The sequence below is a fragment of the Pseudomonas fluorescens genome, from assembly GCF_000730425.1.
GTDB lineage: Bacteria > Pseudomonadota > Gammaproteobacteria > Pseudomonadales > Pseudomonadaceae > Aquipseudomonas > Aquipseudomonas fluorescens_X.
Genome location: NZ_CP008896.1, coordinates 1,855,902 through 1,870,601 on the forward strand (window position 1 = coordinate 1,855,902; position 14,700 = coordinate 1,870,601).

Annotated in this window: 9 protein-coding genes; 5 read left to right on the top strand and 4 right to left on the bottom strand. The window is 59.1% G+C overall.

Annotated features, from left to right (window positions below; all coding sequences use genetic code 11):
• Window positions 1–4: 4 nt before the first annotated feature.
• From HZ99_RS08005 to HZ99_RS08025, 5 genes are all read left to right on the top strand, one after another.
• A complete protein-coding gene (locus HZ99_RS08005; RefSeq protein ID WP_051903123.1) occupies window positions 5–3,682 on the top strand; it encodes a glycosyltransferase family protein in 3,678 nt (1,225 codons plus the stop codon).
• Entirely contained in the window at window positions 3,672–4,418 is a 747-nt protein-coding gene (locus HZ99_RS08010) for a hypothetical protein (protein WP_144243163.1), read from the top strand. Before HZ99_RS08005 ends, HZ99_RS08010 begins: the two co-directional genes overlap by 11 nt.
• Before the next feature lie 46 nt (window positions 4,419–4,464).
• Window positions 4,465–5,649 (top strand): glycosyltransferase family 4 protein, encoded by a 1,185-nt coding sequence (locus HZ99_RS08015; RefSeq protein ID WP_235205574.1) that lies wholly within the window; start codon window positions 4,465–4,467, stop codon window positions 5,647–5,649.
• A complete protein-coding gene (locus tag HZ99_RS08020) occupies window positions 5,646–6,815 on the top strand; it encodes a glycosyltransferase family 4 protein (protein ID WP_038442230.1) in 1,170 nt (389 codons plus the stop codon). The genes HZ99_RS08015 and HZ99_RS08020 overlap by 4 nt, the downstream gene beginning before the upstream one ends.
• 84 nt (window positions 6,816–6,899) lie before the next feature.
• Window positions 6,900–8,465 (top strand): methyl-accepting chemotaxis protein, encoded by a 1,566-nt coding sequence (locus tag HZ99_RS08025; protein WP_038442232.1) that lies wholly within the window; start codon window positions 6,900–6,902, stop codon window positions 8,463–8,465.
• Between the two features lie 193 nt (window positions 8,466–8,658).
• Here the strand turns inward: HZ99_RS08025 and HZ99_RS08030 are convergent, their stop codons facing one another.
• From HZ99_RS08030 to HZ99_RS08045, 4 genes are all read right to left on the bottom strand, one after another.
• Window positions 8,659–10,215 carry a type VI immunity family protein gene (locus HZ99_RS08030; protein WP_038442234.1) on the bottom strand — a complete coding sequence of 519 codons (1,557 nt, stop codon included), beginning with the start codon at window positions 10,213–10,215 and terminating at the stop codon, window positions 8,659–8,661.
• 2 nt (window positions 10,216–10,217) lie between these two features.
• Window positions 10,218–11,009, bottom strand: coding sequence for a VRR-NUC domain-containing protein (locus HZ99_RS08035; protein WP_235205575.1), 792 nt, complete (start codon window positions 11,007–11,009; stop codon window positions 10,218–10,220).
• A 77-nt stretch (window positions 11,010–11,086) separates the two neighbouring features.
• Window positions 11,087–13,432 carry a type VI secretion system Vgr family protein gene (locus HZ99_RS08040; RefSeq protein ID WP_038442237.1) on the bottom strand — a complete coding sequence of 782 codons (2,346 nt, stop codon included), beginning with the start codon at window positions 13,430–13,432 and terminating at the stop codon, window positions 11,087–11,089.
• A 540-nt stretch (window positions 13,433–13,972) separates the two neighbouring features.
• Complete coding sequence (locus tag HZ99_RS08045) at window positions 13,973–14,665, bottom strand: alpha/beta family hydrolase (RefSeq protein WP_038442238.1); 693 nt, start codon at window positions 14,663–14,665, stop codon at window positions 13,973–13,975.
• Between the last annotated feature and the right edge of the window lie 35 nt (window positions 14,666–14,700).

The following is a 14,700-nucleotide window of genomic DNA, read 5'->3' on the forward strand; positions in this document are numbered from 1 at the left end:
TACGATGGAACGTTCCTTACACAAGCGACTGCGCCAGGATCTGCAGACACAGCGGGCGACCAGCCAACAACTGCAGGCCGCCCTCTCCCAGGCCCATGAACAGATCGCTACGCTCAACGACAGCCTGCACAGCGCCAATGCCAAACGCCATGTGGCCGAACAACGACTGATCAAGACACGCGCCAGCCTGACCTATCAATTGGGCTATCAATTGAAGGCCGGCACCCGCTCGCTAGGCGCTCTGCTGCGCCTGCCGGTCATCCTGCTCAGACTGTACCGGCAAGCTCGCCGCAATCGTTTGGCCCGACTCCCCATCATTGCTGAGCGCGTGGGCCAGTCACTGCCTTTCACCGCCCCGGTGATTACGACACCGCCGCCCCACCCGCTGGCAGAGGCCGACTACATCCGCAGCCACCTGTTGCCAGGCGCGCAGGACAATGCCCTGCCATTGAAAGTGGCCGGCGTGATGGACACGTTTACCTACGATGCCTACCGCCATGAGTGCCAGTTGTTGCAACTGACCCCGGCCCATTGGCTGGCAGAGCTCGAAGCCTTCCAGCCCCAGTTGCTGTTTATCGAGTCGGCGTGGCGTGGCAAGGATGACTTGTGGCGCAACAAGGTGGCGCATAACAGTGAGGAGCTGCGGGGTATCGTGCAATGGTGCCGGGACCGCGATATACCCACGGTGTTCTGGAACAAAGAAGACCCGGTGCACTACGAAACCTTCCTCAACACAGCCAAGCCATTCGACGTTGTCTTCACCACCGATATCGACTGCATTCACCGCTACAAGGGCGCACTGGGGCACGCGCGTGTCTACCTGCTGCCCTTTGCCTGCCAGCCGGCGGTACACAACCCGATTGAGCTGTATGAACGCAAGGATGGGTTCTGCTTTGCAGGCTCCTACTACGTCCGCTATACCGCTCGAACCCACGACCTGGAGAACATCCTCAGCGCATTGCCAGGCTATGCGCCATTGGAAATCTTTGATCGCAACCTCGGCCACCCGCACCCCAACCATCAGTTTCCAAACGAGTATCAACCCTACATCGTCGGATCGCTGAGTGCCGAGCAAATGCCCTTGGCCTACAAAGGCTACCGCTACGGCATCAATCTCAACTCGGTCAAGCAATCCCAATCCATGTTTGCCCGGCGCGTCTTCGAGTTGCTGGGTTCCAACACCCTGACCGTCAGTAATTTCTCCCGTGGCCTGCGCCTGTTGCTGGGGGACCTGGTGATCACCACCGACAATGGCGCACACATGCGCAGCCGGCTCAAGACGCTGGCGGACACCCCCCAGGGCAGCGCGAAACTGCGCCTGGCGGGCTTGCGCAAGGTGATGCAGGAGCATACCTACGCCCATCGTCTGCGCTATGTCATGGCCAAAGTCACCGGCACGCCGCAAGACGATCCCTTGCCCACGATTTGCATCATCGCCAACGCGGTCAACCTGGCAGAACTCCTGGCGCTCACCCACCACCTGCAGCGCCAGCGCTACCCCAACATCATCATGAATGTGGTGGTGAACAGCGAAGCGACCGCCACTGACCCACGGTTGCGGCTGATCAACCGTCGGCAGTTGAACGCCACGACCGTGGCAGAACTGGCCAACGGCGCAGGCTGGGTCGCCGGGATGGTCGCCGAGGACTACTACGGCCCTCACTACCTGTTGGACCTGGCCCTGGCCACGCGCTACAGCCAGGCCAACGTGCTCGGCAAAGTGGCCCATTACGCCGTGGACGAGCACGGCATCCACCTGTTCAATGCCGGGCAGGACTACCGTCGCGCCGACGCCATCGCCGCCCGATGCGCGCTGATCAAAACCACTTTGCTGGCCAGGCAAACTGCCCACGATTGGCTCGACAGCCTGCCGACCCTTGAATACCGAGACCCCAAGGCCCTGGCGACCGACGCCTTCAGCTACTGCAGACAGGCTGCGGGCCTGCCCCCCCAGCAAGTAAGCGCCGCGGTGAACGACCCTGGGATGGACAGCGGCATCGCCCTTGATACGCTGCTACGTCAGGCAGAAACCATCCCTGCGCAGGTAATCAATGCCAGTGCCCCACATATCGGCGCCAGGGCCTTGGCGAAGCTGTTTACCCCGCTAGGCAACCGCCAACTACGCGATCAGCTTGATGCCGATGTCGATGCCTGGCATATCAGTTCCTCCCTGGCCGACGGTAAGCATGAGTACTGCTATGCCCGCCAGGAACTGAGCGTTGCGCAACTGACCGGCAGCACCTGCCTGAAGCTGTGTCTCGATGCCACGCCGGGTATGAACATTCAGTTGGTGATTCTGTTCCTGGATGCCCAAAAACAACGCATCAGCCACGTCATGCAACCGGCCAATCGCAATCTGACCTGTGATGTCCCACCGGAAGCCGCCTGGATCCGCCTCGCTATACGCACTTATGGAGGCGGCAGCACGACGATCAGGGCGCTGGTCCTGGGGCACCGTGATTGCCAACCCTCGACGTTGCTTGCCAAGGCCGGGCATCTGCTGCTGACCAACCACTACCCGGCCTATGACGATCTTTACCGAAACGGTTTTGTGCACACCCGCGTGGCCGCCTACCAGACACATGGGCTGGCGGTGGATGTGTTTCGCCTGCGCCAGAACGAGCCGGTCAGCTATCAGGAGTTTGAAAACGTTGATGTCATGACCGGCTCCCAGTCAGCCCTGACAAACATGCTCGGCGCTGGGATGTACAAATCGATCCTGGTACATGCCCTCAACCCGCAGATGTGGGACGTCCTGCGTTTGTCTACCCTCCCCATTATCGTCTGGGTCCATGGCGCCGAGATCCAGCCATGGTGGCGGCGGGCGCACAACTATGGCAGTGAAGAATGCCGGCAACTGGGCAAGCTTGAAAGCGAGCGGCGCATGGGTTTCTGGCGCACTCTGCTCAACCCCATGCCGGCCAACTTGCAGCTGGTATTCGTATCGCACCACTTCGCCGAAGAGGTCATGGAAGACCTGGGCTTTCGCTTGCCCCCCCGCCAGTACCGGATCATTCACAACCCGATCAATACCCGGTTGTTTTCCTATCAGGAAAAACCCCTGGGGCAGCGCAAGAAAATCCTCTCGATCCGTCCCTACGCATCGCGCACCTATGCCAATGACCTGAGCGTCAAGGCCATCCAGTTGCTGGCGCAAAAGCCCTGGTTCAACGAACTGGAGTTTCGCCTGGTCGGCGACGGGCCGCTGTTTGAGGAGACGTTGGCACCCCTGCGCCAGTATCCGAATGTGCGGATTGAAAAGGGCTACCTCAAGCAATCGGACATTGCCGAACTGCACAAACACTATGGGGTGTTCCTGTGCCCCAGCCGCATGGACACACAAGGTGTGTCGCGCGATGAGGCCATGGCCTCGGGCCTGGTCCCGATCACCAGTCGGGTCGGCGCAATAGCGGAATTTGTCGACGATGACAGTGGATTTCTAGCCGAGCCCGAGAGTTTCACCCAACTGAGCGAAGCCATTGAAAGCCTGTTTCTGAACCCATGCCTGTTCCGGGAAAAATCCCTGAACGCCAGGCAGCGGGTGGTCATGCAAAGCGACACGCTGCAGATTTCCAAGGCTGAACTCAACCTCATACGAGATTGCAATGACGATAGAGAAAGAATCGACACTCCAGTCAACCCTGCTCTCGACACTCATTTGGTGCATGGCATTGGCTCATAAGTCCATACAGGTCGCCCCGGCCACCACATTCATCGCGCATACCGCACACTTTTGTGCCCAGGCCCTACTGATTGTGACTTTCCTGTTACCGATCAAAATCCTTATTCTGCTGGGCTCCGATTCGATACCCGACGATCTGCCCCAAGTGTTCAAGGCGCTCAGCAAAACCTGGCTGATTACTGCTCTGATTGTGCTGACCGTGCTGTCTTACGCCCTGTATTTATCTTCGGAACTGGTTGCCTCGCGCTATTCAAGAACAGGCGCTTACCAGTTGATGAACCACAGCAGCCAGTCGCCCGCCTCAAACAACCAGCGCCCCCTGGCAGTGCTGGCTTTCTGCAGATTCACCCGCGGTTTGTCAGCGGCGAGTTTTGTGACACTCATGGCGCTGGTAATGCTGTCTATCTACCCGGCGTTGTTCACGATTACCCTGCTCTACATCGTCGCTGTCACGGCACTGCTCATCGTTTTATTCAATCGCAAGGACCGTATCCGTTCAATTGTGCGGCGCCATCACACAAAGCTGCTCAATGCCATGTCCGCCCTGGGCTTTCTTGGAACATTTGCGTTTATGGTCGTGGATTTTCTGTACATGACCCCGGTCCCCATCTATATCGCCCTCCTGTCATTGATCCTGGTTCGGCAAAGCCTTACCCGGCTCAAATCGATGATCGAGGACGCTATTTATCTGAAAAACCACCAACAAAAAATCCACGCCTTGTTTTTCACCCACTGACGTTCAACGTCCCCATCAGGAGAGGGTGACCATGCCCAGGATTGCCATGATTGTATGGAATGAATTTCGCCACGACGCCCGCGTCTTGAAACAGGCCCAGACACTTCAGGCGGCGGGCTACCAGGTCAGCGTATTCGCGTTGCATACCCCAGGTGTTACCCACCGTGCCGAAACCCTCGGGGATGGCACCCAGGTAATACGCGTCGCAAGGCGGCCATTTGGGCCATGGCGAACCACCAAGCCAGCGCAGGCGCAAAGCCCGGCTGCTGCCGGTCACTCAAGGCCGATCCTGCGCGTTGTTGCGCGGTTGTGGACACACCTGGGCCTGATCATACGCATCGCCTGGCATCGCGCCGCCGTGGTCCACGCCCATGACGTCAATACCCTGCCCAGCGCCTGGCTCGCCGCGCGGCTCAGTGGCGCAAAACTGGTGTATGACGCCCATGAAATCAGCACCAGCCGCGAAGGCTACGGTAGCTACCGCACATGGGTGGCACGGGTCGAACGCGCACTGATGCCCAGAACGCAAGGCAACCTGACTACCACCGAGGCACGAGCGAAGTTTTTTGCCCGTGCCTATGCCATCGCCCGTCCACTGGTGTTGCAGAATCGACCTCGCTTCAGGCACAGCGCACCGACCCAACGGATTCGCCTTGAACTGGGCCTGGAGCAGCCCTGGCCTATCGTGGTGTATCAAGGCGGGTTGCAGCAGGGGCGCGGCCTGGAGCGGCTGCTGCAAGTCGCCACGACGGTGGCGGATGCCTATTTCGTCTTGATCGGTGGTGGAAAGCTGGCACTGGGGCTCATGGCATTGCGCGATGAACTGGGGCTGGCCGGGCGTGTGCATTTTATCCCCACCGTTCCCCTGGCAGATTTGCCCAGCTATACCGCCTCCGCCGACATTGGTGTGCAGCCTCTGGAAAACACCTGCCTGAACCACTTCACCACCGACTCCAACAAACTCTTTGAATACGTGAATGCGGGGTTGCCGGTGATTGCGAGTGACTTTCCGGAAATCCGCCGGATTGTCAAAAAACATGACCTCGGGTTGCTGGTGCGCGCCGGTGACGATACGCAACTGCGCACCGCCCTGCAGTGCCTGGTGGAGTCCCCCACACTGCGAGGCAAGTACGCCGGCAATGCCAGCGAGGCGGCCAGGCACCTGAACTGGGAGCAACAAGAAACATCGCTGGTGAACCTTTATCAAGGCCTGGCGCAGGTACGTCCATGACCGTGCGTATTCTATTGTTGAGCTTTTATTACCCACCTGACTTGGCGGGGTTTCGTATCGAGGCGATCGTCAATGCCTTGCTCGCACAATCGGCCTGTGACGTGCAGATCGACCTGGTGACCACAAGTGCCAACCGCTACGCCTCACAGTACACACCCAGCCAGTGCGACCCTCCGCGTCCCGGCCTGACCATCACACGCATCGTCCTGCCCCGGCATAACAATGGTCTTATCGACCAGGCCTACGGCTTTTGTGTGTACGCCAATGGCGTGCGCAGAGCCATAAAGCACAAGGAGTACGACCTGATCCTGGGGTCTTCCTCACGGCTGATGACCGCCGCCCTGGCCAGCGCTATCGCGCGCTCGCGCAAAACGCCGCTGTACCTGGATATCCGCGATATTTTTGTCGACGTCTTACCCGAGCTGTTCCCTGGCCTGCCGGGCAAGGTACTGACGATCATCTTCACGCGGGTCGAACGGCTGACGGTGACCCAGGCCTCGCGGGTAAACCTGATCTCGCCGGGTTTTCTCGCTTATTTCAAGGAACGCTATCCAGGCAAGACCTTTTCCACTTACACCAATGGCGTTGACGAACTGTTTGTACAACCGCTGCCTCAGGACCACCACTGCCCGGCCGAACGTCGGCTCAAAATCGTCTATGCCGGCAACATCGGCGCCGGGCAGGGCCTGGAAAAAATCATTCCCCCCCTGGCTGAACGGCTGGCTGACCGTGCCTGCTTCTACATCATCGGTTATGGCTCCACCCTACACACGTTGCGCGATGCCCTGCGCAGCCGCCGGGTAACCAATGTAACGCTGATTGCACCGACACCCCGCGCCCAGCTCCTCCATTATTATCGCCAGGCCGACGTACTGTTTTTGCACCTCAATACCTTCAAGGCGTTCCTCAAGGTCATCCCTTCCAAACTGTTCGAATACGCCGCCACCGGCAAGCCGATCCTGGCGGGCCTGGATGGCTACTCAAAGCACTTTGCCATCACCCATATCGCCAACGCCTCGGTGTTTGTCCCGGCAGACCTGGAGTCCGCCGTCGCGGCTCTGGCCCAACTCAGGCTCGAACCCACCGACCGCTCGGCATTCGTTCGCGATTACGCGCGGACCACTCTTCACCAACGCATGGCGATGGACATCCTGGGCACCCGATAAGCACCCGGTGATTATTGCAAAAATAAGCTAAATAAAAGCCCGCGCCGGCCGACAACCCGTCAAAGCCTTGCGGATTGATCAATCATGCGTAATAACCAACCCGTTACCCAGCGCGAACGTACCTTCCCCGCTCAACAACGGTTGATCTCCACGACCGATGCCAAAGGCGTGATCACTTACTGCAACGATGCGTTTGTCGAGATCAGTGGGTTTTCCCGGGATGAACTGATGCGCGCGCCGCACAACCTGGTACGGCACCCGGACGTGCCGGCAGCGGTGTTCGCGCATATGTGGGCGACGCTCAAACAAGGCTTGCCATGGATGGGCATCGTTAAAAACCGCTGCAAGACCGGCGATCACTATTGGGTCAACGCCTATGTCACCCCAGTGTTCGACGGCGAACAGGTGATTGGCTACGAATCGGTACGGGTCAAGCCGACCGCCGAGCAGATCCGCCGTGCCGAAGCGCTGTACCAGCGGATCAACCAGGGCAAGTCGGCCATCCCGCGCAGTGATAAATGGCTACCGGTGTTGCAGGACTGGCTGCCGTTTATCCTGGTCAGCCAACTGAGTTTCCTGATCGGCATCTGGTTCAACTCCCACTGGGGTTTTGCCTTGGCCGCCGCCTTGTCCGTGCCGCTGGGCCTGCTCGGCCTGAGCTGGCAGCAGCGCGGCCTCAAGCGCCTGTTGCGCCTGGCCGAACAGACCACCTCCGACCCGCTGATCGCGCAGATGTACACCGACAGCCGTGGCGCACAAGCACGCCTGGAGATGTCGATCCTCAGCCAGGAAGCCCGCCTGAAGACCTGCCTCACCCGCTTGCAGGATACCGCCGAACACCTCAACGACCAGGCGCGCCAATCCAACACCCTGGCCCACAACAGCTCGACCGGCCTGGAGCGCCAGCGCGTGGAAACCGAACAGGTGGCCACCGCCGTCAATCAAATGGCTGCCACCACCCAGGAAGTCGCCAGCCATGTACAACGCACGGCCGATGCGACCCAGGAAGCCAATCGCCTGACCGGGCGCGGGCGCGATATTGCCGGCGAAACCCGCGAGGCCATCCAGCGCCTGTCGGTGGTGGTCGGGGAAACCGGCGTGACTGTGACCCAACTGGCCAAGGACAGCGACGAGATCGGCGGCGTCGTGGATGTGATCAAGGGCATTGCCGACCAGACCAACCTGCTGGCCCTGAACGCAGCCATCGAAGCAGCCCGTGCCGGTGAAATGGGCCGTGGGTTCGCGGTGGTGGCCGATGAAGTGCGGCAACTGGCGCAACGGACCAGCGAATCCACCGGGCAGATCCATGCCTTGATCGCCAAGCTGCAACAGACCGCCAGCACCGCCGTGCAGACCATGGATGCCGGGCATCGCCAGGCCGAAGAAGGCGTGGCACGGGTAATGGAGGCAGACGCAGCGCTGGTGGGGATCAGCGAGGCGGTGGCGCATATTACCGACATGACCACCCAGATCGCCGCCGCAACCGAGGAGCAAAGCTCGGTGGCCGAGGAGATCAGCCGCAATATCAGCACCATTGCGTTGCTGGCCGACCAGACTTCGGAGCAGGCGTTGAATTCGGCGCAGTTGAGTGAAGAGCTGACCCATACCGCCAATACCCAGTATTCACTGGTGGAGCGGTTTAACCGTTAGATCGCAATCGCCGGCAAGCCGGCTCCTACATTGAAATGCACTCCAACTGTAGGAGCCGGCTTGCCGGCGATTGGCTGCTCTTGCCAGCGATTTCAGTGGCGAGCCGCACCAGGTCGGCGGCGCTCGTGGCGGCTGGACGGGTATCAGTCAAGGCCTCCCCTGTATTGATCAAGAAAATCTTCTGAGCATGCAATCAGTCTTCCCGCCATCCCATCCAACGCCAGACGACCCTTTCGCCATCAATTTTCGGCAGGGGTGTTGTGTCGTGGATCACTCGTTTGCTTCCCGGCTTGTACTCACACAGCCAAACGCCCGGGTAAGGACAGATTTCTCCACTGTGTGCACGTAATCCACTGACGGCCCAGAGCCAGCGAACAACCTGCCCTTGATGGAGGGGAAGCCGCTCGTTCAATGTGACTTCACACGCGATACAACGATCGCGCTCCATTTCCCAGCGGCCCGCGCGCGGTGCGGGCTCATGGCTGTTGGCGAAACCGGATGGCGTTTGATCGAGGTCACGCTGCCAAAACACCCTGTCGTCGCCTGACTCGCTGGCAAAGGCCGGCAGGATATCGCCCTGCTTGAAGGCGCGACGGGAGTACGCCTGACCAGGGACGAGCCACCAGCCAGCTTGAGTGCACGCCATACCCGTCACAACGCTTAACGGCCTCATGGTGTTGGAGGCCTGTGCTGGGTTCGCCGGTGGTTTTATCAAGCGGGTTGCCGGCGCTGGCCAATCGCTGTCAGGGTCGAAACGAGCCATCCAGCGGCGGCTGTCGGCGTCGGTGAACCGTTCATTGGGGTCACCGTCCCATTGGCCAAAGCCGAGCAATCCCAAATCGTCGTGGCGAATAGGCTTGAGGAGTTTGTTCAGGAGCATGGGCAGTTCGGGCACACCTTGCTCGACGGGGTACAGCTCAGGTTGTTCGCCCAGTTCGATCCATTGGCCGCTGTGTAATTCGGTGATGCTGATGCGAGGGTGAGCCAGTGCTGCGCGTACCTGCTCGCGAGTGAGGTCAAGTTTTTCGTGCCAATGGTCGGCGAGCAGGAAGGCCCACGTGGGGGGGCGGATGCCATTGAGCAGTTCAGCGCGCATGCTGAAATAGTAGTCAATATCAAGGCCATAGAAGGCGGGGGCCAATGAACGCTCCCAAGTCGTGATGGCGGATCGGGTGCCGAACGCCAGCGGGTTGGCCATGGAGAAACCGCTGTAAACCTGACGTGCTTTGAGCAGATCAATCGTCTTGAGTACAAAACTGCGCCATGCGTCACGATTATCCAGCCACCACTGCCAGCGATAATAGAACGTGATTGAGGAATAGGCCGTCCTTCTGCCCTCATAGGTCTTAAACCATGTGCGCCAGAAGTACCCTGCCGTCGTCGGCGAGGAGGCATGGTTTTTTTCGTCGGTGAATTTAAAAACAAAGGCCTCGGAGCGGGAGGCTTTCCTGGCCTGCCCACGTAGATCAGGCAAACGCGACGAGCCGTAAGGATGTGGACGTTCTGAAATCGGGTGGGTCCCAATGGTGTAAGGCTTTCCAAGTAACTGCTCAAAGGCTTCGTGAATATCCACCATCAGCAGTGCTACTTCTTCATGGTTATCCGGGCCTGGGGGGAAGTAAAAACTGATGAAAGGGCTGACGCTGTGTCGAGCCTGATCTGTGCCCCAGTCCGTGTTAGGCCATTCCTTAAGCCCCTCAATAAATTCCTCGCGTTCTCCCTCATCAAACAGTCTGTGAGTAGTGCTCATACTTACCTCTTGTTTTTGTTACCTTTAGATGTTGATGTTTGTTTAGCATCGTCCGCCTCAAAGCCGATGCAATCCTCCGGCACCCGCAGCAGCGCCACTTTCTCCCGGCCAATTTTGTCTCGGTTGACGCCTGTTCTTGGCGCCATCAGCTCCGCGTATTCATCTATTTGCTTGTCTTTTACCCAGTCCCCCGGAAACTTGATCTCGACTGCCGCAAACACATTGTCCGTTTCAAACGCCTCCTGCCGGTACTCAACCACCACCAAGTCCGGAGCCAGGCTTTCCCAGGGCCGCGGCCAAAACGGAAACACCTTGCCAAACCGCTTCGGCCGAGTTTCCGGCTCCCCCAACAGGGCTTTTGCGCTGCTACGGTTGTAATTGGGCTCAGCCTTGAGAGGGCTGCGCCAATCCAATACCTCGTCGATCGCCTCAAACAGCAACGAAGCGGTGGTTTGCTTGAGCGCCACCTCAACGGTGGTCGTGACAGGCTCGCCCGCGACGGCCTTGCGCAAGCGCCGCGGCACCTTGATTGGCATCTGCAACGCGACATTGCACACCTGGCTGATGGCCGGGCGAAATGGCACCTTGCGTTCGATGTATTCCTTGAAGGTCACGTTTTCATTGCCGCGCCGCGAAACGGTGCTATTACCGCCTCGGTCCACCACCGCAAACGTTGAACTCTTGATCTCGATTTCACGGGTCAGCGCTTCAATGGCCTGCTGCAAGACGTACTTGATACTGCGCTTGCGTTCAGCGATTTCACTGGCGAGCCGCGCCAGGTCGGCGGTGCTCATGGCGGACTCATGGGCCTGATACACACGATAAGCACGGTATGCACCTGCAAGAATGGCTGCGGCGGCTGGAGCGGGCATCAGTCAAGGTCTCCCATGTATTGGTCAAGAAAGTCATCCGGAAAAAGCCCGGCGTCATCATGAGCCACGGCTTGTTCTTCAATGAAGGCAACGCTGGGGCGCCAGGTTTCGGTGACACGCTGATCCTCACGCATAATTACTTTATGGACTTGCACAGCATGGGTCGTTTGGGTCATTGCCCAGTCGGTTTCACCCGATGAGTGAGTCAGGCCCTCGACGAGTACGGCAGTACCATCGGTGATGCGATACCGATAACCAGAGAAGGCGCGTTGATCGCTCTTAAGCAGCGTATAGCGCCCCAGGAAGTCGCCAGCAGGAGGAGTCGGCGAGCGCAGCAGGCTTGAGAATGGATTGCCGGTGCCCATCCCATCGGCGGTCACCGGTCCTTGGATTTTGATGGTCAGCCCATCCAGGGTAATCCCATCACTATCAATCGTTATGCTGCCTCCAGGCGCCTTCAGAACGATTCGTTGGCCCGCTTCAACTTCAAACTCCGTGGTTTTCTGCGCAATGCCTTCTCCGGTAGCCAGCCGGTAGTGACTCTTTATACAGTGCTCAACACTCCCGCCGATGCGGATGTCATGGTCGGCGGCGACTTTGTCATATCGGTTGTTGCCCACCGCCTCGACACGGTCCCTGCCAATATTGCTCCGGTGGTCGCGGCCCAGCGTCTGAAAGCAATCCTGTACCACCTCAATTCGCTCATCGTTGCCTACCCGCTCACTGCGGTCATGGCCAATTTCTATGTTCTCGTCATGCCCGACTTTCTCACTACGATCATGGCCGACAAAAATACCGTTGTTGTGTTTGATATGGACGTTCTTGTCTTTTTCGGCGTGGATGTACACCTCCTGCTGCCCCTGCTCATCCTCAAAGCGCAGTTCATTGAAGCCTTCGCCCATATGGGTTTGGCTCTTGATGGTCGTGCGCGTCTTGTGTTTGGGCAATTCATAGGGCGGCAGATTAGTCTCACGATAGGCACGCCCTGTCGCAATAGGCTGATCCGGGTCGCCATCCAGATAGCTGATGATCAGTTCCTGACCCACTCGTGGAATGGCCATGGAGCCCCAGGTTGCTCCAGCCCACCCCTGAGCCACACGAATCCAGCAAGAGCTGTGGTCGTTGTGTTTATCCGAGCGATCCCACGGAAAACTGACTTTGACTCGCCCCCATTTATCGCAATAAATCTCTTCACCCGCAGGACCAACGACGGTGGCGACCTGCGGGCCGTCAATGCAGGGTTTGTCGCGCAGCGGGGCTTTCCAGTCAGAGGTCCAGCGGATAGCAGTGGCTTTGAGTTCATAGGACGTACCGGTAATACTGCCGAACGCTTCCTCCTCAAGGCAGGTGTGCTGTTTACCTTCATGTTCAATGGCGATGGTGCGCCAGCGGTCGTTGAAGTCATCGCGCGGATGGTCACTCACGTCGAAAGCCAACCCCGGTTGCAGGCGCGCATCGTCACCGGCGAGATGAGCCATCTTGGCGTCGCTGCGCAAGGCGCTCAGGCGGGTCTTGGTGAAGGGTTTACCGGCGACGTCGCGCTTGTAGCGTCCCGGGTAGTCGTAGCGCTCGTAATCCTTGTGCTGGTTATTCAGGTCCTGGTCACCCGTGGCCGTGTGCTGCTGTCTGTAGCACGGGTGTGTGAACGTGTAATCGCGCTGCACCTGGACGGCGGTGCGCACTTGCTCGGTGTAGTAAAAGCGGTGCAGGGCCGGCTCCATGGAATCGCCACCGCCCATCGGTTGGTAGATCACCGGGCAATGTTCATGGGTGCCGATGGTGCCTAGGCCGCCAACGCGATCGGTGAACCACAGGGTGTGACCGTCGGCGCGGTGTTCGAAGGTGTAAAGCAGGCCTTCTTCGGCCGCGAGGCGGGCGATGAAATCAAGGTCGGTTTCGCCAGCTTGCACGCAGTATTCGCGGGACTGATGGTCGAAGCAGAGGTAGGTTTTAACGTCGGTCAGGCGCTGATCCTTGAGGACTTCAAGGATGATATTGGGCACGCTCTGGCCCTGGAAGATGCGCCAGTTGGAGCGCAGTTCGAAGCGCGCCAACGTCGGTTCGACCACGGCACTGTAGCGGGTACGGCGAAAGCCGGTATCGCCTTGGGTGAGCAGGCTGACCAGGCCGTGAACGTAGCGCACCGGTGCTTCACCGCGCCAAATCGTGAACAGCCCCGGCAGATCCAGCACACGATTGAAGTCGATGGCGGCGTTGTGGCTGGCCAGTTCCAGTTCAAGTTTGAAGGGTTGAGACAAGCCTTCTTCGAACTTGAACGATACTACGTCGAAGGCATCACCCTTCAAGGGTTCGAAAGTGTAGCGCAGGTCGCTTTGGCCCGGCATCGGGATTCCTTGTCGATCGGTGGTTTGCCGTCGTTCACGCATGAAGTGTCTTGGGTGTGTGGGGTTGCAACGTCTTGACAGCTTCGTTGCGCGAGCCACTCTAAGCAGGCGTGATTTGACGCCTCAATAGAGTGGCGGCAATCAAGAGGCATCCGACATTTCGGACGGTGATGAACTGTCGGAGATATCCCATCAGTTGCACGCAGGCTGACGGCACTTTAGTGTTCGCCCCGCCGCCGACCTCAGTCAGTGACGGGGTGCCGCAGCCCAAAAAATCATTGCCAAGACCGTTGAACATCGTGCAGCCGATTCACAACTGCCTCTCGTTTTATGGCGGTTGTGCGTGGGAGATCTCCGAGTCTGCCGGGTTCTGTTAATAATCCCCGGTCTGCGAGCCCGCATATGGGAACTGACCCATACGGCCAATACGCAGTATTCGTTGGTGGAGCCTTTTTAAGCGTTAGATCGCAATCGCCGGCAAGCCGGCTCCTACATTGAAATGCACTCCAACTGTAGGAGCCGGCTTGCCGGCGATTGACCCTACCTGGCCCCCAGAAACCTGGCTATTGCCTGCGCCGCAGCCTCCAGATGCTGCCCATGGCTGAACCCCGAAGCCTTCAACGGCTTCAGATCATGATCCCCCGCCACCCGCCACATCACCTCGATGACCGACGACAGCACGTAGCCCTCCACCGCCGCTCGATTGCCCAGCGCATCGCGCTCGCCCTGCACAATCAAGGTCGGGGTCTTCAGCCCGGCCAAGTGCTCGACCCGGGGCTTTTCCGGCTTGCCCACCGCATAGAACGGGTAACCCAGGCACACCAGCGCATCCGCCGCCAATTCATCGGCCAATAGGCTGGCCATCCGCCCGCCCATGGACTTGCCGCCGACAGCCAAAGGCCCAGCGACATGACGTCGCACCTGGGCATGCACTTGGCGCCAGCATTCCAGCAGTTTCGGCGCCGGGTTCGGTGGGCGTTTGCCGCCGTCCACACGGCGTTGGGCCATGTAGGGAAACTCGAAGCGCAGCACGTTCACGCCATGCCCGGCAAGGCGTGCAGCCATGTCGTCCATAAAGGATGAGTCCATCGGCGCGCCAGCGCCGTGAGCCAGGATCAGCGTCGGTGATTGGCCTGCCCCCACACTTGTGGCCGCATTCCATAACCAACCCTGTTCACGCACACACTGCGCCCATTGATCCCCGTCAATACTGGCCTTGTGCTCTTTGCCCATGCTTGCCTCGCTTTTTAGTCTGCCTATAACTCCAG